This window comes from Paenibacillus sp. P13VS (genome assembly GCF_015143645.1).
Lineage (GTDB): Bacteria > Bacillota > Bacilli > Paenibacillales > Paenibacillaceae > Paenibacillus > Paenibacillus xylanilyticus_A.
This window is the reverse complement of the sequence record NZ_WYEV01000003.1, coordinates 1-19,811: the sequence shown is the minus strand read 5'-3', so window position 1 is coordinate 19,811 and position 19,811 is coordinate 1. Positions and strand designations below refer to the sequence as shown.

Below are 19,811 nucleotides of genomic sequence, written 5' to 3'. Positions count from 1 at the left end.
CCTCTTATGATGATCCATAAATCATTCATTGTCTAACTCATCCTGTTGAACTGACCCGAAAGCTTCGTTTAGGATATCTGGATTACCTTTTCCATAACAAAATCATCCATCACAAATCCATTGCCGATATCCGCAACCTGTTCCCGGACAGTCCGGAACCCTTTTTTCTCATAGACAGCAATACTTGATTCGTTATGGCGATTGACCGTCAACCAGATCAGCTTAATGCCTCGTTCTATACATTGCTGCTCCAGAAAAGCGAACGCCAGGCTGGCGTAGCCTTGGCCTCTATGTTCCCTGCCGATGTAAAACTTACTCAGGAACATTTTGCCTTCCTCTACTCTTACAGACATATATCCGACAGGCGAATTATCACGCTGCATGAAATAATATTCATAGCCCTGCTTTTGAATTTGTTCTGTAACAGCTGATACCGATTGGTATTGTTGAATCATGTAATCAATCTGTTCAAGCGTAATGATGGATACGTAGTATTCCTGCCAAATCTCGGCGGCCAATCGGGACAACTCTGCGATCTCTTCGGGTGTGCTAACTTTCGGAAAGATAAGATTCATGGTCAGCCTGCCTTTCTTAGCTTTCTATCAAAATTCATTCAGACTCCCTACATCGTATCAAATATTCCGATAGAATGTTAGCCACACCTATGTTCGAATCTTTGCACCTTTACGTATTTAATATCGGTATCTCACTGAGCAGATCTCTCATATGAATCGCATCCCACGGCATATGCTCGGTTATCCCCAGACCTACGACCTCAGTTTCCTCAGACAGCTCCTTAAGCAAATGCAGAAGTTGAGGTAACTGCATGGTTCCAGCAGGTGAGAAAACATACGGTTCGTCAGGGTTAGCAAATAGTAGAGAGCGGAATTTTTGGGGGTCCAGCACATCCAGATCCACGTGAATGGCAAGATGTTTGATTCCACTTTCTCTAATCCATTTCTTAATCACTTCTGTGCTGCTCGAGAGCTCTTCTGTTCCGGCTGTTTTGATTCCCAGTCTTTGAATGACTTCTGTATCAGATTCCTCAGAATATACACCCATTCTTTCAAATGCTTCCGAAATCACTTCCATCTCTTGTTCTGTAGGAACTGCCAATCCCGCCATAAAGATATTTTCGGGCTTCAAAGGAACCTTCACATGTCTCGAGAACTCCTCGTCTCCCTCACCCAGAAGATTCCCGAGTGGCAGCGTATGTCCGTTATCATAGCCAACATATCGAACCAGATCACTGTGAGCATCGATCCAAATTAACCCAAGGTCCCCTCCATATCGTTCGTTAAGATAGGCAAAGGGTGCTTGTTCGACCAAACAGTCGCCGCCAAACATAACAATGCGATCCGGCTTGTGAGCCTGGATAATATGCTCAGCAGCCTCCAGCTGTTCCAGCAGTTGTGTTCTTCCATTCATTCCGTTTTCCTTCACAAGTGGTGTTCCATCATAAGCATGAACGGGTACCTTAATAAGCGGTTGATCATTATCTGGTGCCAACCAGGCTAGAAGTTCGGCTCCAAAAGAATAGTCAGGATTGTTGCCCCCCTGCCATTGCGGCATGAGCAAGCGTATCGTTTTTGTAGACATGTGATACTCTCCTTTACTTGAAAGTAAGGCTAGTATAAACTGAACGAAAATATAATCGTAGTACGCACTTTAATGATAGGTACTACCCGGAAGGATAGTGTACATATGAGCATGGCTGACTATAAAGGTAAAGTGAAGAACATTCAGGATACCCCTTTTGGTTATACGGTGTCTGTCATCGGAGGTAAATGGAAGATGGTGATCCTCTACCTTTTGGCTGAAGGTCAAACCGTTCGATTCAATGACTTGAAGAGGCAAATTGGAGCGATAACCTATAAAATGCTAAGTTCACAACTCAAAGAGTTGGAAGCCGATGGTCTGGTGAACCGGAAGGAGTACCCGCAAGTTCCACCCAAGGTCGAGTACAGTCTCACCGCCAAAGCAGAGAGCTTACTGCCAATTATGGAAGAGTTATGTGAATGGGGAGTTAGGAATCAACCATAACTCGTATGTAGCGATTCAATGATTCCCTTGTTTGCCATTCACTGTTGAACCTTCCGCACGTCCACTGGTTCAATCGGAACAAACAAAAACGGGTTTCCTTTTAAAAATTCTCTGATTAATGCTTGAGCATAGGGTTGTTCATCCATTAGATTTGACGTTTCTTCTGGATTAGAGGCGTGATGACAGTAGTTCTCTATCATGAACATAATGAAGAAACATTCCAAGTCTGGAAGATAATCTGTTCCCAGTTTTCTCACGTTTTCGTATCCTTGGATAAAAGTCATTCGTTCTCTGGGATAAAGTCCAATTAAGCTGCCTGCCAGATCATAGAGAAAATAACCAAAGCCACATCTTCCAAAATCGATTGGATACGGTAAACCATCCTTGAAAACGATGTTATCGGCGTGCAAATCAGCATGAATCATTCCGTAGTTTTGTTCATTTTTGTTCATATCAGCAAGTCTACTTAATATTTTCTCGACAGCATGTTGATATTCCGTCCAGGCTTGATCGGACAAAAATCGGTTATAATAACGTTCTAGCTTCACCAGCTCACTTCGAAAAGAATCTGCTCCCCAGACCGGACGTACGAAGTTGGAAGGTAAGGTAAAGCCCGAAACAGCTTCATGAAGCTTTGCCATCATTTCTCCCATTCTCGTTACAATAGCTCCCGACAATTCACCCTTTACATGCTCCCCTTCCACCCATTTCATCACCGTAACATACGGTCGTCTATATCCCTCAATTGTATCCACCTCTACTACATAAGAGCCTGTAAGGGAAGAGATCCCCACTGGGACATGAATGTCATCCACTGCATCTAAGGACTGAAGAAATTGAAGTTCGGATTGTATTTCTTCCTTGCTCCAACGATCAGAATGAATTCGAAGCAAATAAGAATCGGGTGTACTTGTTTCAACTTTGTACGTGATTGTATCGGATAAATGTATATACTGAATGCGTTCCCACGCCAGATCATACTGCTGTAATGCAGTTAGTGCCACATTTCTTGCTCTAGCCAGCAGAGATTTCCTTTCTTCCATCGTGTCATAGCGAAAAATGTCTTTCATTTGTTTTCTTCACTCCTCTTGATTCGTTAAATTGGTCATGTTTCTCATATGATAATTATAGGTATCCTGTTGTTTGGGATATAGGTAACGTTTCATTAGAAATTGATTTTTACCTGTCAGGAGGATTCATATATTCCTCAAACCATGAGAAAAACCATGACATTAGGACTGTCATGGTTTTATCTTTCAGGCATATTAAAAAGATTGTCTTATACGATAAGATCTTATGTAACTTCATATCATCAGGCTATCTAGTAACCCCTATACGGTTATTTTTAAAGTCGTCAAAAGCATCTCTGTGCTGCTGGTTAAACAACTCCGGCATGAATTCAGGATGGAAAAATTTTAACTCAAGACTCTCTTCATTACAGGCAGCTAAATGTCCTCCGATCACTTTTCCATGATACATAAATGCAATGGTCTGAGCCTTATCTCCATTAGGATATTCATCAAAATACTTTGTATATACGCCAACGAGTTCCCCTATGGATATGAGTAGACCTGTTTCCTCTTTTATTTCTCTAACTGCTGTTTCTACCGCTGATTCTCCCAGTTCCATTGCGCCTCCGGGAAACCCCCACGCATTTCGATCCCGTCTTCTCTGAAGTAGAATCTCTTGTGCCTCATTCTCAATTATTGCGCCTGAAAAATTTAGAATAATCATATCATTTCCGACCTTGCTTCTGATCCATTTTATATAATCCATGGTCCCTCCGCTCTCTAGTGATTGAACTCAACCACAAACGGATCTTTATGATGAGTACAATACTCAATTTGTTCTTTAAAAGATCGCCAAGTAACCGATCTGTTTCTCCTATTAAGGAGATAACGAGTACAATAAATTTCAGAGTTCTAATACCGTTATAAGCTCACCGTGACACACTTCACCGTTCTCGTCGAAGCCTAAACTCTCATATAACTTCTTCGCAGCCAGGTTATCTGGGCTATAGGGAATCCAACAAAGTTTGGCAGGACCGGCCGGAAAAGTGCAAATGAATTCAATTACCTCCAGCATTGCCGCACGGCCATATCCTTGATTCTGGTGTTGCTTGTCGATCATGAGCCGTAATATGCAGTAGTTACTATGAGCGATGTTGGGGAGATCATAACCGGTAATTCCATACGTTATCATTACAAACCCAACAGGTTGTTCATCTGCGTAGATTGCAAATGGAAAAGGCGAGCCTCCATTGGTCGCTAAAACATAACACGAAGCTACACTTGAAAGATTGGATGCCACATATTTTTGCTGCTCTTCTGCAACCTCCAAGTTAAAGATCGTACGTCGGTTTATCTAATGTAATTTTTCTGAGCGTAATCACGATTGATTAGTCCCTCTCTTACGGATTGTCAGATCTTATTGAACTGAATACTACGTCAATGTCTGAAAGAATCTCCTTTTCACTTCTAACTTATTGTGCTCTGCCCATTGGTGAAGCTGCTGTAACCCTTCGCGTTCTTCATTCTTATCAAAAAAGAAACATAATTCCATTGGCACTAACCACCGGCCATGCAGTTTGAAACCAATTCTCTGGTTATTCATGTAGATACACTTGATTTGAGAAGCTTCGAATTTCTTTCCCTTCGAGGAAACAACGTAATCTGTTCCGAACGTAAACGTTAGTTTCGTAAATAACATTTTTAACAGCACAATGATATATATCATGATGTACATAATCAAAAACGCGTAAAAAATTTTAGACCACCGCTCATCGCTGATGTTGAGATTAAATACACAAAAAATCCCCAATAAGGTCATGGTTATCAAATTCCGTTTCACTCTTGAATAAACCGTATTAAATGTTCTTTCCACTTTCCCGTTCCTTTCCGCCTAAAATTCACACCGCGAGATTCAATCTTCTCAAATGATAACCCATATTACACCAATAAAGATATATTTTTATAAATGAAAAGATATAAGTAACCTACACAGCGCTGACATTTACGATTCCGAATTCGTGAAACGAAGTAATTTGGCCTGTATTCATTTCAAACTTCAAACTTCTATCCCTAAAACAAAGAAAGCCGCCATATCGGCGACTTCTTCTACAATCATATGCACAATAGATAATTCACATTCTACGTTGCTATGTTGTTTCTTTTCATATTATCGATATTCCCATATACTCTATTTCGCACCAGCCTGAAGCAGAATCTCCTCGATTTCCTTGAACCCCTTTTTCTTGGCATGATTTAAAGGCGATACACCATCACCATCCGCAAGATTCACATCTGCTCCATGGTCAATGAGCAGCTGGATCGTTTCCTGCTGCCGTGTATTCCCATCATTCAATAGGATCGCTTCAAGCAACGCCGTCCAGCCTAATCGATTCACATGATTCACATCTACTGAAGTTTGAGTCAGAAGCTCCCGTATCACATCCACATATCCGTGCTCTGCAGCGGGAATCAGCGCTGTTCCTCCATATCGATTCGTCATCGCTGGGTCGGCTCCCGCCTCTATCGTGAGCTTCAAAATATCCAAGTAGCCTTCAGCGCCAGCGTACAGAAACGGGTTATTCTTTATATCGTCCTGAATGTTAACATCTGCTCCAGCCTCAATCAGCAATTGAGCCATTGCCAGATCATTGTTGTAAGTCGCAATCATGGCAGCTGTTCTTCCGCTATCATCTTGAGCATTGATATCGGCACCCTCTTGAATTAGCCTTTCAATCCTCTCATGATCTGATTCCCCTGCTGCTTCTAGAAGCTGTTCATTCAGAGAAACTGCCTGCTCCTCCACCGTGGAGTTGTTATTTTCTGCTGGAGCACAGCCTTGGACGACGAACATTGTGCTGATAAGAATAGCGATCAGGATTGACTTACTCATAGTGCCTCCTTACTGTAGCGTAACGGTTATCTCTGAAGCGACACTCCAATCACCCACTGGGCCGATTTCATATGTCGTATCCGGATTCAACTTGCCATCGTTAACGAGGTCGAAAACTCCTGTTGCGCCTTTCCGGCTTGAATATTTGTAGGTTGCCGTCAGGGTGTCACCGCTCGGGGAGGTTAACGTTACGCTTCGGCCCGAAATCAGCTCATCCCCAGGATCTTGTGCAAGTGTAACTTCAATGGAGGTTTCACTCACAGCCTGTGCACTTGCAACTTGCAGCGCATCAAATGATTGTGCCGTGAATGTTGCCTTATCGATATTCGTCCAATCCGAAGATACGGTATATTGGACACCAGATTGCAGCGTTTGTCCTTCAGGCAATCTGAACTTCGGTTCTTGTTTGCCGTCTGTTGATTGCGTAAACGGAACGTATCTGGCAACGATCGGTTCTCCGCCTTCCGGCGTAATAATCACTTGTCTTGCCTGCATGGATGAGATAATCTGATACGTTTGTCCTCCAGCTTGTTCCTTGTCATCCAGCACGAATGCATTAGCTCCTCGGCCACCGCTGTAAGCCGAAATAATATAGCCATAATCAACGACTCCGTTTTCCCGCAATGCTTCAATCTCGAACGTATCGTTCGTGACTTGGCTAACCTTCGTCATGTTTAATTTTGTTCCACTGCCTTCGAAGGAACCCGCATCTTGCCCTTTATAAGTAAGGTTATACACCTCACCAGCTTTTTGAACAGACGTTGGAACGATGTAAGTTGCAATGGATCCTGTTTTCAGGCGAGGCATATTGGTTAACGTCAACCCGCCACTTAGCGCAAAATCCGTTTGTGCTTTGGCAAATACTTCATCTGCTGCTGTAAGTGGTTTATTAAAAGTCACGATTAACGTAATGGCATTCAGCGATCTGACACTCTCAATCTGAGCCTGCTCCGAAGGAATGGCTTGGCGGGCCGTGTTCAGCAGCACCGCTGTTTCGCCGCGAGTAGACGACCCGTTCTCGGCATAGAAAGTGCTCATCCAATGGTGAACGGATTTCACGTCACGCTGCATCGCTTTGGATACAACCTGCTCAAGTTCTGCATCGGAGACTTGGCTTTGTGGATTGAATTGACCGTCATTTGCCTCCATGATGCCCAGTTCAACGAGCTTTGTTGCATAAGGTGCATACCATGCAGCCGGATTAACGTCCGTTAGTTCTACGCTTTCTCCAGTCTTGTCTTCCAGACTGAAGGTTTTGTACACCAGTGAAGCTAGTTCTGCGCGGGTAATGGCTCTTTGTTCACCCATGGATTGATCGGCATATCCATTCATGATTCCCAAGCTGTTTAATTCCTTGATGGCCGCTTCGATCTGTTGACTGCTAAGCTGTGCCGTTGTTGCGGCAACGTTTGTAACGTATGTAGCTGCATGTACTTGGTTCGCAGCAAGCGGGAATACTGCTGTACCTAATGCAGATATGGTCAGAAATGCAGCGATTTTTCGGGTTGTCGGATTCATGGTTGAATTCCTCCTCTATAGGTTGTTCTTGCCTGTATCTATAGAATAGAGGACAAAAAGAAACTCCCAAGGTCAAAATGATTAACAAAATATAAACAGAAACTAATTTTTCCCGAAACTTAAACCGTAAACCGGTAGCCCGCACCCCATACGGTTTCAATGTAATCCGGATTTTTGGGATATGTTTCCAGTTTACCGCGCAGCTTGCGAATATGAACAGTAACTGTTGCTATATCTCCGCTGGAATCCATGCCCCAGATCCGCTCGAACAGATCGGATTTACTGAACACACGGTTCGGATGACTCGCCAAAAATACAAGGAGATCGAATTCCTTGGTTGTAATCGCGACCTCTTCCCCGTTCAAGAAAACGCGGCGTGATCCTTTGTCGATATGAAGTCCGCGAATGTGAATCTCATCCTGCTCAACCGGTTTGCTCATGCTCAGCAGTCTCTCGTAGCGGGTTAGATGAGCCTTAGCTCTAGCAACCAACTCGCTTGGGCTGAACGGTTTTGTAATAAAATCATCGACTCCCAAATTAAAGGTTCTGATCTTATCAATCTCCTCTTTTTTTGCGGAGACGACAAGAATCGGTACTTCCTTCACCTCACGAATGCGCCTGCAGCATTCGAAGCCGTCGAGCCCCGGAAGCATCAGATCAACAATGATCAAACTGTACTCTCCCTCCAGAGCCAGCTTCAAGCCTTCCTCTCCATTATGACAGAGCTCCACAGTGAATCCGTTAAGCTCAAAATAATCCCGTTCAAGTTCGGCAATGGTTGTTTCGTCCTCAATGATTAATATGCTTGTCACTCCCGCTACTCCCCCTGTTCCATAAGCCTTTTCAATTGAATATAAATCGTTGTACCTTCACCAGCCATACTGTCTGCCCAGATGAATCCTCCGTGTCCATCGATAATCTGACGAGCGATTGCAAGTCCTAGTCCGCTTCCCCCTGTCGAGGAATTGCGAGATTGCTCTGCCCGATAGAAACGCTCGAAGATGTGAGGCAACGCCTCTTCCGGTATCCCCTTGCCATTATCCTTAAACGCCATCGTAATCCATTCGTTATCTGCTTGAAGTGTAATGCCGAATCGTTTGTGTTCATTCTCCATATACTTCAGTGCATTATCGACTACATTAACGACAGTCCGTTTTAATTTATCGAGATCCACTGAAGCCATAACTGGACCTGACGACTGGTTATCCCAATCGAGTGCGACCCCGTTATCCTCCAGATCGTATCTAAGTTCTTCAATGCTGTCTTCAAGGAAATCAACAAGGTCAACGACCTTGAACAGGAAAGGCTCCTGATTTAAATCCAGCTTGGAATAGAGGAACAACTCGTCCACCAACTTATCCATGCTGACTGCCTTCGAATGAATGATATTAACGTAAGTCTCCATTTTCTCCGGTGTATTTGCCACTCCATCACGAATGCCCTCAATATAGCCTTTAATGTTGGTGATCGGTGTCCGGAGATCGTGCGAAATGTTGGAGATGAGCTCTTTGCGATTGGCTTCGTCCTGCTGCCTTAGTTCATTGGAACGCTGCAGTTGATTCCGCATGCTCTCAAACGCTTCGCTGAGCTGGCCAACCTCGTCATTGGAATGAAGCTGAAGCTTGAAGGAGAGATTCCCTTCCTTAATCTGCTCTGCAGAGTTCTTCAGCTGATTCAATGGTTTAATGAAGCTGCGAGTAATCCAGCGGAACAGCAGCAGATTGGCAATAATGAGCACCCCGATGAGCAGGAGTGACATCACGGGCAGCAGCTTACGGGTCAGTTCGGCAAAAGGACTCCGTTCACGAATGACGAAGATGCTTCCCCGTTCCCCGTCCGTATACTTAAAGTCAAATTTAGCATAGGCATAAAAGCGTTCACCAATATTAAACGTACTGCGTATCTGATAGTTGTTCAGATCATAGGCAGGCAGTGCCTGCTTCAGTTCAGGCTGGTTGAAGGTCAGCGATTCGAAGATCTGGCTGTTCTCGCGTCTGACATAGAGACCTGACTTCTCGGCTCGAAGTTTCATGTCATATTCACGCAGCAAATCTTTGTTTTGCAGTTCATCCGGTTCATTTTTGGCCATAAACTTCATCTCTTGAAAGATCGATTCTCCCTGTTCAGTCAGTGGATTGATCTGATAATGCACCTTATAAATATCACGAAAACTCTGCAGATCTCCTGTTGCCGCAATCGTGTACAGACTTGCCGTAAGCAGAATAAACAGCAGACTTATCACGAGCATGCCCGTGAAGGACAGCAGCATCTTTATTCGAATGGACATGGGTTCCCCTTTATAAGCATGGTATAGGATTAGTTAGTGCACATGTTAACACAAGATGGATTCAATTGCCCAGATGCAAAAAAGCCAATATGGAAGCTCTCCATATCGGCTTTAATTTAATTCTATCATCCCATCATGCAGATTTAGCTGTTTTTCACGAATCTCATACCAACAAGCTGTTACATAGATATGTGTTCTCAGCTTTTATTACAGCATAGGAGATTATTGCGAAACTTCAATGTTCTTGATCACCTTGGCTGGATTTCCTCCAACAACCACATTGTCTGGAACGTCCTTGGTTACCACAGCTCCGGATGCAATAACTACATTATTGCCAATGGTGACTCCAGGATTAATGATTGCTCGTCCGCCTACCCACACGTTGTCTCCGATTGTTACCGGCTTACCATATTCGGGGCCTTCATTTCTCTCCAAAGGATCAATCGGGTGTGTCGCCGTATAAATATGAACTCCAGGCCCAAACAAGCAGTGACTGCCGATTCTTACCTCACACACATCCAAGATGGTGCAATCGAAATTGGTGTAGAAGTGATCACCCACATGGATATTGTAGCCATAATCAAAACGGATGTTAGGCTCCATGCTTAAGTGCTCACCCGTTGATCCCAACAATTTTTTCAAGATATCTGTTCGAAGTTCCTCATCCGTTTCGGTACTCTGATTATACATACGAGTCATCCGTCTTGCGTACGCTCGATCACGCGTCAGTTCAGGGTCCCAAGCTTTATAGAGCTCTCCAGCGAGCATCTTCTGTTTTTCCGTTTTTGTATCCATATATCCAGCATCCCTCTCCGTATTGTAATAGTTCACGTTACCTCCGTTTTTCCACAAGCTGCAGCGAATATGAGAGGCTTTCCAGAGTCATTGATATTAATCCAAACATATAATTCTCATCTGGGTCATTCAATAGTCTCATCTGAGGCATATGCATCTCTGGTATGTACTTCAAGCATTCATTCCGAATAATCTCTACATCCTCCGGCTGTACCAACGTGCCAGTCAATGCAAGGGTCTCGGGGTTCATTACGGCTATCAGACTTGATACTGAACGTGCAGCAAGTGTATGGAACGTATCTCGATTATGGAGTAACATGAATTGCTCATCATGGGAAAGGCCAAGTGGCAAAAAGGCGATCTCTCCGGCAAACTGGGTGTTCCCCCTGTGAATATGCCCATCAATCATGATTCCTGCACCAGGTAAGGAGCCTTCAATGAAGGTCGCGACAATAATAGACTCCTCATCTTCGTATTCCTGTTTCTGATATAGACCGTACACCGTCAGGTTCATGTCGTTCTCTACAATAACCTCGACCCCATGTCTTTCTCGGATGGAATCGGCCAGTGGAACATTGACCAGGTTAGGGATATCCGACACATTGATTATGCCTCGATGAACAGCACCTGGAACACCGATACCCACAGCTCGGATCTGCGGATGGTTATCGATGAGGCGATCAATCAGCTGAACGATGATTGCTTCATTCATTTGATCTGTCTCCGTATGCAGCTCCCCTTTTTCCACAGTCTCCCCTGCCAGATTAACCACTCCATACGTGATGGAGTGATGGTTGACTCCTGCCTTCACGATGAGACAAACGATGTAGGCATAGTTTTCGTTGTACTTATAAATCTGAGCGGGCCTGCCCCCACTCGATTCCTCCATGTCCAGTTCCACAAGTTCACCTGCATTCATGAGGTCAATTAATATGCTGCGGCAGGTAGCGACACTCAACCCTGTTGCTTGTGCAACCATGGATTTGGTACCTTGTCTCATTGTCCTTAATGTTTGCCGCACCAATTCCTCATTCATCTTCTTCACTCGCATGGTGTTGTTCGTAATAGGTCCTTTGGTAATCCTTCTCACCTCTCACACTTATGGAAATACTTTCGTTAAGTATTAACATAATTGATTTTAACAACGCTGTCCACCAATTTCATCAAACATAATCTTAACAAAGAATAACTTCCTTTTGCGCAAAATTACACTTTGGGTAAAATTGCACAATGGGCAATGAATTGATATGATAGAACCATTCACAAATCCATTGAGGAACTGGAGGTGAGACTATTTGAAACAGAGTTTGCGCGCCATTAAAAAGGAAGCGACTGCAAGCGCCCTATCTGAAGCTGCATTCCAACTCGCATTAGAGCATGGAATGGACGGGTTTGTGGTTGAGGATGTTGTGCAGCGGGCAGGATACTCGCGAAGAACGTTCGCCAATCATTTTTCCTGTAAGGAAGAAGCCGTGGTCATGGCCGGTGAGCACTTTCACAGGATGGAGGAATACTTCGAAATGATCAGTCAGCTGCCTGAAGATACAACTCCGCTTGAGGTAATGTATCAGTTCATTAAGATGCAGTTGACTGAAGAAGTCCTTCGCCGAATTTATCAGATTTTGGAACTGTCAAAGACCTATCCAAGCTTAATGCCTCATACGCTTACCCTGCTGAATCGCTTGCAAAACGGTGCTAAATTGATGTTAAGTGAACTATTCGGAGATCGTTACCCGGCAGGGTATAATCACTTTCTTGCTGGTGCTGTTTGTGCGGCAATTATCCCGATGCTGGATGGGAGTGTACGCGTACAACTTCCCGGGCTTCCTTCAGGAGATGAGGAAGAATTGATTTCATTCGATGAGTACATCGATTCGATGTTTACGTATTTGCGAGATGGATTTTAGAAAAAGGCGAACATTAGAGATAGAAGGAGAGAAATCAATTCGATGTCAAAATTACTCTACAGGCTGGGGAAAACGGCTTACGATAAACCGTGGTATTTCATTATGGGTTGGATTTTGGTGCTCGGTATTGTCGGAACGGCGCTTGGCATAAACGGTGTGCACGTGTCTTCAGACATCAAACTTGAAGGAACCGCATCCCAGAACGTCTTGGACAAATTGGAGAAGGAGCTTCCTCAAGCCTCTGGTGGTCAGGGCAGCGTAATCTTTAATATCCCTGAAGGCGAGCGTTTGGATACGCCTGAGAATTTGGCGGCCATCAGTAAGGCCGTAAGTGAAGTTTACAAACTGGATTATGTTATTAACCCTGCTGAGCTCGCTGCTGCTAGTGGCGCGGATGCTTCAGCTATGCAGCAACAGGCCAGTCAAAGTGCTGCTGGAGCAGGCGAGCAAAGTGCGGATCCAAGCAACCTGCCTCCTTATGGACCACTCATGATTGAAGGAATGCCAGTACCTGGCGTGTTAATCTCAAATGCTGGAGATGTTGCGCTGTTCCAGTTCCAATTCACAGTGCAGCAAAACTCTCTGCCTAAAGGTGTCACGGATTCGGTTATAAATGCAGTAAGCGAAGCCGAACAAGATACAAACATCTCGGTTTTGCCAAGTGATTCCCTGAAAGAAGTGGGCATACCGATTGGAACCAACGAAATCTACGGATTGGTCATTGCGGCAATTGTGTTGTTCATGACACTGGGATCGGTTGTTGCCGCAGGTTTGCCGATTGTCATTGCCCTGTTTGGGGTCGCGGCTGGTGTTGGTGGAGCATTTGCAGTCTCCAACTTTGTCAGCATGACATCCTTTACGCCTGTACTCGCTCTCATGATCGGGCTTGCTGTTGGTATTGACTATGCATTATTCATTGTCAATCGTCAGCGTAGACTGATTTTCGACCAGAATCTGAATGCACGCGAAGCGGCCAGCAGAGCTGTAGGAACAGCAGGCAGTGCCGTGTTCTTTGCTGGATTAACGGTGATCATTGCACTTTGTGGAATGTTGGTTATCGGTATCACCTTCCTGAGCATGATGGCTATCGTCGCCTCGGTTACCGTACTATTCAGTGTGCTGATTGCCCTTACGCTTCTCCCGGCCTTGTTGGGTCTCCTGGGTGAGCGAATCTGTTCTCGTAAAGCAAGAGAGAAAAATCAGGCCAACGCACACAAAAAATCAAACGGGTTTGCAAATCGCTGGATCTCTGGTGTCGTTAAATTCCGCTGGCTTGTCATTGTAGCTGTTATTGTCGTTCTGGGTACGGCTGCAATCCCGGTTGCCAAAATGGAACTGGGGATGCCTTCTGGCGCTACCGCTAACCTGGATACGACTGCACGGCAAAGCTACGATGCTATCACAAAAGGTTTTGGCGAAGGATTCAACGGTCCCCTACTCATTGTTGCGGAACCTACGGACACTTCCCAAACCGTATCATTACAAACATTGGGCGCCATAGCCCAGGATCTGCAACAATTTGAACATGTCTCTGTCATTACACCAGCAGGTGTGAGTGAAGATGGCAAAATGGCCATCCTAAGTCTTATTCCAGATTCGGGTCCAACCGATGCGGCAACCAAACAGCTGGTTGAAGAATTGCGTTCGCCCGACTCTATCATTGCAACCAATTACGATATGAAGCTTGGCGTTACCGGACTTACAGCGGTCAATATTGATATGTCAGCCAAATTGGCTGAAGTCTTCCCGGTATATATCGGAATTATCGTTATCCTGTCTCTGGTCATCCTGCTTCTGGTCTTCCGCTCCATCCTGGTTCCGATCAAGGCAACGATTGGATTCCTGCTTAGTATTCTGGCTACATTCGGTCTGACCACTGCCGTATTCCAGTGGGGTTGGGCAAAAGCGTTGTTTGATTTTGACACGGGCGGTCCTCTGCTCAGTTTCATCCCAATCATGGTAACAGGAATTCTCTACGGTCTGGCCATGGATTATCAGGTCTTCCTTGTTTCTTCGATGAGAGAATCCTATGTACACGGAAATCGTGGTAACCAAAGCATTATGAATGGCTATCAGATGGCCAGCCGCGTTGTGGTTGCAGCTGCCATTATCATGGTTTCTGTATTTGCAGGCTTTATTTTCACACATGATATTATGATTAAGCAGATCGGATTCGCCTTGGCCTTGGGCATTCTGATTGATGCATTTGTTGTTCGGATGGCGCTGGTTCCTGCAGTCATGTCTCTCTTTGGTGATAAAGCCTGGTGGCTGCCAAAATGGCTGGATCGCTCGCTTCCCAACCTCGATGTTGAAGGTGACAAGCTCATTGCTGAACTGAATTCAAAAGAAAAACAGCAAGTCAAATAGGATAGGATTTCACCTGTCTATTGCGTCATTACTTGACTAATTAAGTACGTTATATTTACAACGTTTGTTTTGTTTATTATTCGTTTTCAAACTAAAATAAAGCACCTTCTTGGCCATCACTTGTCATGCGACAAGCTTAAAAAGGCCTTGAAGGTGCTTTATTTATGTGCATTTTTTTGTACTCGGATAAGCAATATTTATTCAATTCAATTATTTATAACGTGTTCACAGAGTATGTTTGTTCATTACTTCAACCATTTCAATTCACTCGCTGATGCACCAGGTCTTTCTGAAAAGCCAGAACTCTGTCCCAGTCTCCACTAAATATCGGAATGCTGTAATACCCTACCCTTTCATAAAGCGCTGCAGCTTCTGGCTGAAGTGGCCCTGTCTGAAGCTTCAGATTGGTATAACCAAATTCCGCAGCAAGGCGCTCGGCTTCCGCAAGTATGGCCTGAGCAACGCCTTTTCGACGATAACCGGGCCTGGTGTACATACGCTTCACCTCAACGGATTGATCATCCAGCGGCCTAATGGCTCCGCACCCTACCGGATACCCATCCAGTCTGGCTACAATAAAAGCAGCACGAGGCGCTTCGACATCCGATGGTTGAAAGCCTGCAGTTCCATCCCCGCCGTATAACAAGCCCAGCTCACTGCTTAATTCCCGGATTAACTGTACTGAATCCTCACTGCGTACGTCCTCAGCAGCCGCTTGTACAACCAACGACATATGCCAAATCCCCTTTACTCTATTGGTTTTATTGGTATTACGGATGTGTATAAAATAACACCTGTTGATCCCAGCGTCAATCATTCCATTGATAGATCTTTTGTATAAGCAAAAAATTATTTCAACCATACAAAAACTGCAATAATTACTACGATAACCACGCCTGTACCTATCCATCCCAGACTGCTGGCCAGTTCCCCCAGATTACCGAATTGAGCACGATCCAATCCGTTCTTGAACGTACCCGCAGCATGATCACGCTGCTCTTCTCGTTGTAGTCGCTCTCTGATCATCTCGGGAGTTTCTCGATCTTTATTCATCATTTCCCCTCCATTGGTTCAGATCGATGACATACTCTCATCAGAGTCAATGTTTGTGTATACATTTAGGCAATCATACCATATGGAGTAAACTTCCAATTTTTTTCCACCAATCTCCGCACGTCTGATATAGTTTCAAGCTATAGCTAGATATAATTTAATGGAATTACGTTATAACTTCACAACTGTGATAACTTTTCTGTAACACATTTGAAGAGGGGTTATGAAAATGACTAAAAGCAGTGTATTGGGTTACCCGCGAATTGGCGCTGATCGAGAATGGAAAAAAGCTCTGGAAGCCTTCTGGTCAGGCAAGCTGGATGAAGCCACGTTTCACACCCGTTTACAGGAGATTCGGTTAGACCATTTACGCAAGCTGCATGATCAAGGAATCGATCTCATTCCAGTCAACGACTTCAGTTATTATGATCACATTCTTGATACTGCGGTGATGTTCGGGATCGTTCCCAAACGATTTACATATGATGGCGGTGTCGTTCCTTTGTCCGTATATTATGGCATCGCACGAGGCACCAAGGATGCTGCAGCCAGCGAAATGACGAAATGGTTCAACACCAACTATCATTATATTGTCCCGGAGCTGAATGATGTAACTCCCGTACTTACCGAAAATAAACCTCTTATCGCTTATCGCGAAGCCAAAGAGAAGCTCGGGATTGAAGGCAAGCCGGTGATCGTCGGACCTTTAACCTTCCTGAAGCTCTCCAAGGGTTACGACAAATCCGAGACGGAGACCTGGCTGGAACGTTTGCTTCCACTCTACACGCAGGTGCTTCAGGAACTTGCAGAAGAAGGTGTACAGTGGGTTCAGATGGACGAACCTGTTCTGGTTACGGAATTAAGCAAGGATGACTTACAGCTTTTGCAAAATATCTATACGACGTTTGCAGCCGCAGTCCCTAACTTGAACATTTTATTACAGACTTACTTTGAATCGATGGAGAATTATAGCGACATTATTACCCTTCCGGTACAAGGAATTGGACTGGATTTCGTCCATGGGCTCTCGGGCAACCTGCAATCCATTAAGACCAATGGCTTCCCTGCTGACAAGGTTTTGGGCGCAGGCATTATTGATGGTCGCGGAATCTGGAAGGCTTCACTTCAAGAGAAACTGTCCCTGCTTGATGTGCTGATTGAACAGGTCGCACCTGAACGTCTCATTGTGCAATCGTCCTGCAGTCTGCTGCATGTGCCTGTTACGACAGAACGCGAGTCGAACCTCCACCCTGCGCTCAAGAGCTCGCTCGCCTTTGCAGATGAGAAGCTGAAGGAAGTTGCTCTTCTGACAAAAGCATGCACATCAAGACAAGCCGACATTCTGGAGGCGATTGATCATGCAGATCAGGCGCTGCTGCCTCTTAAGCAGTCTCAAGAACGTAATCGCATTGACGTGCAGCAGGCTGTTGCAGAACTGCGTATACAAGAGCCAGTGCGCTCTCTCCCGTTCGCTAAACGTCATATTGCTCAGCAGGAAAAATGGAAGCTGCCTCTTTTACCGACAACCACGATCGGCAGTTTTCCTCAATCGGCAGAGGTACGCAAGATCCGGCAGCTATGGCGCAAGAGTGAGTTGAGCAACGAGCAATATATCCAATTTATTCGCGAGCAAATTGATGCCTGGATTCAAATTCAGGAAGAGATCGGACTGGACGTCCTCGTTCACGGAGAATTTGAGCGTACAGATATGGTGGAATTTTTCGGTGAGAAACTCGCAGGATTTGCCTTCACCCAGTATGGCTGGGTCCAATCCTACGGTTCCCGTTGTGTAAAACCACCAATCATTTTCGGTGATGTTGCGTTTGTTCAGGCAATGACGGTTGAAGAAACCAAGTATGCTCAGTCGCAGACCCAGCGACCGGTAAAAGGCATGCTGACTGGACCCATAACCATTATGAACTGGTCCTTTGTCCGGGATGATATTCCGCGCGAGCACATTGCTTATCAGCTGGCCTATGCGCTCAGACAGGAAGTGGAGGCTCTCGAACAGGCGGGTATTGGCATGATCCAGGTGGATGAACCTGCTGTTCGTGAAGGCCTTCCACTTAAGCCAAATGAGCAAGCCGATTATCTGGCCTGGGCGGTCAAAGCTTTCCGCATCTCCACATGTACGGTACATGAAACAACGCAAATTCATACCCATATGTGTTACTGTGAATTCCATGACATGATCGATTCCATTGAAGCCATGGATGCTGATGTTATCTCCATAGAAACATCACGAAGTCACGGCGAGCTCATTCACAGCTTTGAATTAAATACGTACAAACTCGGCATTGGCCTGGGTGTGTACGATATCCATAGTCCTCGTATCCCGAGCGTGGAAGAAATGACAACCATGATTGAGCGCGCCCTGCGTGTGCTGGATCCCAAGCTGTTCTGGATTAATCCCGATTGCGGCCTGAAAACCCGTGGACATGAAGAAACAGTTGCTTCCTTGCGCAACATGGTTCAGGCGACCCAAATCGCTCGTGAACAACATCATGTCAGCAAAGCGGTATAAATTGAAAAAGCAGGACGCCCCTCCTTCATATGGGGTGTCCTGCTCTTTTTTATTTCGTGCTTTTTTCAGAAGCCTTCAGTCCAGTTAACCTTAGCCCTGTAAAAAATCAATCAATGCAGCATTAAATTGTTCAGGGTGAGTCGCATTAAATCCGTGTGGTCCACCTTCTACAACCACCAGACGGCTGCCAGGGATCGATTCATGGGTGCGTTGTCCACTCACTTCCAATGGAACGATGGCATCGGAATCACCATGGATAACCAGTGTCGGAATATTGAATTTTTCCAGATCCTGACGGAAATCGGTAAGAGCAAACGCAGCAATACAATCCAATGTTCCTTTAGGGGAAGCCAGAGCTGCGATATCCCGGTTATAGATGCGGAATGGTTCGCTCACGAGGTCCTTACGGTCTCCTGCAGTGAAAAAGTTAGTTGTGAAACCATCCAGGAATGCGAGGCGATCCCCTTTTACGCCATTTTGGAATTCTGCAATCGTTGCATCATCCAATCCACCTTGAGGATTGTCTTCGGTTATATAGAGATAAGGAGGAACTGCTCCCGCAAATACAGCTTTGGAAATACGTTCAGTTCCATAAGTTCCGACATAGCGAGCTACCTCGCCGCCTCCCATGGAGAACCCGACCAGTGTAACATCGTGCAGATCAAGGTGCAAAATCAATTTATGTAAATCCGAAGCAAAGGTATCATATTCATAACCATCCCAAGGCTGGGAAGACTGACCAAAGCCGCGACGGTCATAAGTAATAACCCGGTAGCCTGCTTCGATCAGGGCAGGTACTTGCTTCTCCCAGGATCGTCCGCTCAAAGGCCATCCATGAATAAGGATGATGGGTTTTCCCGCGCCATGATCTTCATAGTACAGTTCGATTGGTTGTGCATTCTCTTCGCCTACATTTACTTTAGCCAAGGAAAATCCCTCCGTTAGTTATTATATTTTTGTTTGTTACTATTTAATTGTTACATATGCAAATGTGAATTGTCAATCGTACCCAAGTATTAGATGGAGTATGCCATTTGAACTGAATGCAGCGAAAAACCTTCGAAATGACACCTGTCATTTCAGCAAAAAAGCCGCCTGCTTGGTCATAACCCTGTCAAGTAGACAGTACAAAAAAAGACAAGATTTAAGCTGCGGCCGTTTCCCGGTATTCTACCGGGGAGCGGTCGTTTAGTTTTTTCTGAAATCGGTTTTGGTTGTAAAACAATATGTATTCACTCACTTGCTGTTCAACCTCTGCTTTGTTTGCTGCCTTATTCAAATAAATTTTCTCCGTCTTTAAATGAGAGAAAAAAGATTCAATACAGGCATTATCTAAGCAATTTCCACGCCTGGAGTGACTGCCTAGCATGCCGAGCTGGTTTAGTTTACGGTTAAATGGCTTCGACGTATATTGAAA

The 19,811-nt window shown here is 44.9% G+C and carries 18 protein-coding genes and 1 pseudogene; 4 read left to right on the top strand and 15 right to left on the bottom strand.

All coding sequences use genetic code 11. The annotated features are described in order from the left end of the window. Positions 1 to 68: 68 nt before the first annotated feature. Positions 69 to 575 carry a GNAT family N-acetyltransferase gene (locus GUA98_RS05200; protein ID WP_193722269.1) on the bottom strand — a complete coding sequence of 169 codons (507 nt, stop codon included), beginning with the start codon at positions 573 to 575 and terminating at the stop codon, positions 69 to 71. Positions 576 to 684: 109 nt separating this feature from the next. Beyond that, positions 685 to 1,599, bottom strand: coding sequence for an arginase family protein (locus GUA98_RS05195; protein WP_193722268.1), 915 nt, complete (start codon positions 1,597 to 1,599; stop codon positions 685 to 687). Positions 1,600 to 1,704: 105 nt separating this feature from the next. Here GUA98_RS05195 and GUA98_RS05190 point away from each other — a divergent pair, with 105 nt between their 5' ends. After that, on the top strand, positions 1,705 to 2,043 hold the full coding sequence (locus GUA98_RS05190; protein WP_153978407.1) for a winged helix-turn-helix transcriptional regulator: 339 nt from the start codon (positions 1,705 to 1,707) through the stop codon (positions 2,041 to 2,043). Between the two features lie 38 nt (positions 2,044 to 2,081). On the opposite strand, the gene GUA98_RS05185 is transcribed toward GUA98_RS05190, so the two are convergent. From GUA98_RS05185 to GUA98_RS05145, 9 genes and pseudogenes are all read right to left on the bottom strand, one after another. Then, positions 2,082 to 3,113: a phosphotransferase enzyme family protein gene (locus GUA98_RS05185; protein ID WP_193722267.1), complete on the bottom strand. Its 1,032-nt coding sequence runs from the start codon at positions 3,111 to 3,113 to the stop codon at positions 2,082 to 2,084. Between the two features lie 247 nt (positions 3,114 to 3,360). Continuing rightward, the gene (locus GUA98_RS05180) at positions 3,361 to 3,819 is read right to left on the bottom strand and encodes an NUDIX hydrolase (protein ID WP_193722266.1); all 459 of its coding nucleotides are present in this window, start codon (positions 3,817 to 3,819) and stop codon (positions 3,361 to 3,363) included. A 138-nt stretch (positions 3,820 to 3,957) separates the two neighbouring features. Beyond that, positions 3,958 to 4,435: pseudogene (locus tag GUA98_RS05175) on the bottom strand (GNAT family N-acetyltransferase). A gap of 806 nt (positions 4,436 to 5,241) precedes the next feature. Further along, positions 5,242 to 5,943 carry an ankyrin repeat domain-containing protein gene (locus GUA98_RS05170; protein WP_193722265.1) on the bottom strand — a complete coding sequence of 234 codons (702 nt, stop codon included), beginning with the start codon at positions 5,941 to 5,943 and terminating at the stop codon, positions 5,242 to 5,244. Positions 5,944 to 5,952: 9 nt separating this feature from the next. After that, positions 5,953 to 7,461 carry an S-layer homology domain-containing protein gene (locus GUA98_RS05165; RefSeq protein WP_193722264.1) on the bottom strand — a complete coding sequence of 503 codons (1,509 nt, stop codon included), beginning with the start codon at positions 7,459 to 7,461 and terminating at the stop codon, positions 5,953 to 5,955. 119 nt (positions 7,462 to 7,580) lie between these two features. Continuing rightward, entirely contained in the window at positions 7,581 to 8,273 is a 693-nt protein-coding gene (locus GUA98_RS05160) for a response regulator transcription factor (RefSeq protein WP_193722263.1), read from the bottom strand. Between the two features lie 5 nt (positions 8,274 to 8,278). Continuing rightward, positions 8,279 to 9,748: a sensor histidine kinase gene (locus tag GUA98_RS05155; protein ID WP_193722262.1), complete on the bottom strand. Its 1,470-nt coding sequence runs from the start codon at positions 9,746 to 9,748 to the stop codon at positions 8,279 to 8,281. Between the two features lie 222 nt (positions 9,749 to 9,970). Further along, positions 9,971 to 10,543 (bottom strand): sugar O-acetyltransferase, encoded by a 573-nt coding sequence (locus tag GUA98_RS05150; protein WP_193722261.1) that lies wholly within the window; start codon positions 10,541 to 10,543, stop codon positions 9,971 to 9,973. Between the two features lie 37 nt (positions 10,544 to 10,580). Beyond that, a complete protein-coding gene (locus tag GUA98_RS05145) occupies positions 10,581 to 11,543 on the bottom strand; it encodes an ROK family protein (RefSeq protein ID WP_227779429.1) in 963 nt (320 codons plus the stop codon). Positions 11,544 to 11,838: 295 nt separating this feature from the next. Between GUA98_RS05145 and GUA98_RS05140 the strand changes: the two genes are divergently transcribed. Both GUA98_RS05140 and GUA98_RS05135 read left to right on the top strand, forming a co-directional pair. Further along, positions 11,839 to 12,450: a TetR/AcrR family transcriptional regulator gene (locus tag GUA98_RS05140; RefSeq protein WP_227779428.1), complete on the top strand. Its 612-nt coding sequence runs from the start codon at positions 11,839 to 11,841 to the stop codon at positions 12,448 to 12,450. Between the two features lie 42 nt (positions 12,451 to 12,492). Beyond that, on the top strand, positions 12,493 to 14,817 hold the full coding sequence (locus GUA98_RS05135) for an MMPL family transporter (protein ID WP_193722260.1): 2,325 nt from the start codon (positions 12,493 to 12,495) through the stop codon (positions 14,815 to 14,817). A gap of 259 nt (positions 14,818 to 15,076) precedes the next feature. Here the strand turns inward: GUA98_RS05135 and GUA98_RS05130 are convergent, their stop codons facing one another. Continuing rightward, positions 15,077 to 15,550 carry a GNAT family N-acetyltransferase gene (locus GUA98_RS05130; RefSeq protein ID WP_193722259.1) on the bottom strand — a complete coding sequence of 158 codons (474 nt, stop codon included), beginning with the start codon at positions 15,548 to 15,550 and terminating at the stop codon, positions 15,077 to 15,079. Positions 15,551 to 15,666: 116 nt separating this feature from the next. After that, on the bottom strand, positions 15,667 to 15,870 hold the full coding sequence (locus tag GUA98_RS05125) for a DUF6366 family protein (protein WP_193722258.1): 204 nt from the start codon (positions 15,868 to 15,870) through the stop codon (positions 15,667 to 15,669). A 229-nt stretch (positions 15,871 to 16,099) separates the two neighbouring features. Here GUA98_RS05125 and metE point away from each other — a divergent pair, with 229 nt between their 5' ends. Then, positions 16,100 to 18,394, top strand: coding sequence for a 5-methyltetrahydropteroyltriglutamate--homocysteine S-methyltransferase (gene metE / locus GUA98_RS05120; protein WP_193722257.1), 2,295 nt, complete (start codon positions 16,100 to 16,102; stop codon positions 18,392 to 18,394). Positions 18,395 to 18,484: 90 nt separating this feature from the next. On the opposite strand, the gene GUA98_RS05115 is transcribed toward metE, so the two are convergent. Together GUA98_RS05115 and GUA98_RS05110 are read right to left on the bottom strand one after the other, a co-directional pair. Continuing rightward, a complete protein-coding gene (locus tag GUA98_RS05115; protein ID WP_193722256.1) occupies positions 18,485 to 19,321 on the bottom strand; it encodes an alpha/beta fold hydrolase in 837 nt (278 codons plus the stop codon). A 217-nt stretch (positions 19,322 to 19,538) separates the two neighbouring features. Next, the coding region (locus tag GUA98_RS05110; RefSeq protein WP_193721675.1) for an IS3 family transposase at positions 19,539 to 19,811 on the bottom strand (273 nt) is incomplete at its 5' end.

Coding starts and splice junctions, on each gene's coding strand:
- GUA98_RS05170 (WP_193722265.1), bottom strand. CDS start 5,943: ATGAGTAAGTCAATCCTGATCGCTATTCTTATCAGCACAATGTTCGTC.
- metE (WP_193722257.1), top strand. CDS start 16,100: ATGACTAAAAGCAGTGTATTGGGTTACCCGCGAATTGGCGCTGATCGA.
- GUA98_RS05125 (WP_193722258.1), bottom strand. CDS start 15,870: ATGAATAAAGATCGAGAAACTCCCGAGATGATCAGAGAGCGACTACAA.
- GUA98_RS05150 (WP_193722261.1), bottom strand. CDS start 10,543: ATGGATACAAAAACGGAAAAACAGAAGATGCTCGCTGGAGAGCTCTAT.
- GUA98_RS05190 (WP_153978407.1), top strand. CDS start 1,705: ATGAGCATGGCTGACTATAAAGGTAAAGTGAAGAACATTCAGGATACC.
- GUA98_RS05135 (WP_193722260.1), top strand. CDS start 12,493: ATGTCAAAATTACTCTACAGGCTGGGGAAAACGGCTTACGATAAACCG.
- GUA98_RS05130 (WP_193722259.1), bottom strand. CDS start 15,550: ATGTCGTTGGTTGTACAAGCGGCTGCTGAGGACGTACGCAGTGAGGAT.
- GUA98_RS05155 (WP_193722262.1), bottom strand. CDS start 9,748: ATGTCCATTCGAATAAAGATGCTGCTGTCCTTCACGGGCATGCTCGTG.
- GUA98_RS05195 (WP_193722268.1), bottom strand. CDS start 1,599: ATGTCTACAAAAACGATACGCTTGCTCATGCCGCAATGGCAGGGGGGC.
- GUA98_RS05165 (WP_193722264.1), bottom strand. CDS start 7,461: ATGAATCCGACAACCCGAAAAATCGCTGCATTTCTGACCATATCTGCA.
- GUA98_RS05180 (WP_193722266.1), bottom strand. CDS start 3,819: ATGGATTATATAAAATGGATCAGAAGCAAGGTCGGAAATGATATGATT.
- GUA98_RS05145 (WP_227779429.1), bottom strand. CDS start 11,543: ATGAGACAAGGTACCAAATCCATGGTTGCACAAGCAACAGGGTTGAGT.
- GUA98_RS05185 (WP_193722267.1), bottom strand. CDS start 3,113: ATGAAAGACATTTTTCGCTATGACACGATGGAAGAAAGGAAATCTCTG.
- GUA98_RS05200 (WP_193722269.1), bottom strand. CDS start 575: ATGAATCTTATCTTTCCGAAAGTTAGCACACCCGAAGAGATCGCAGAG.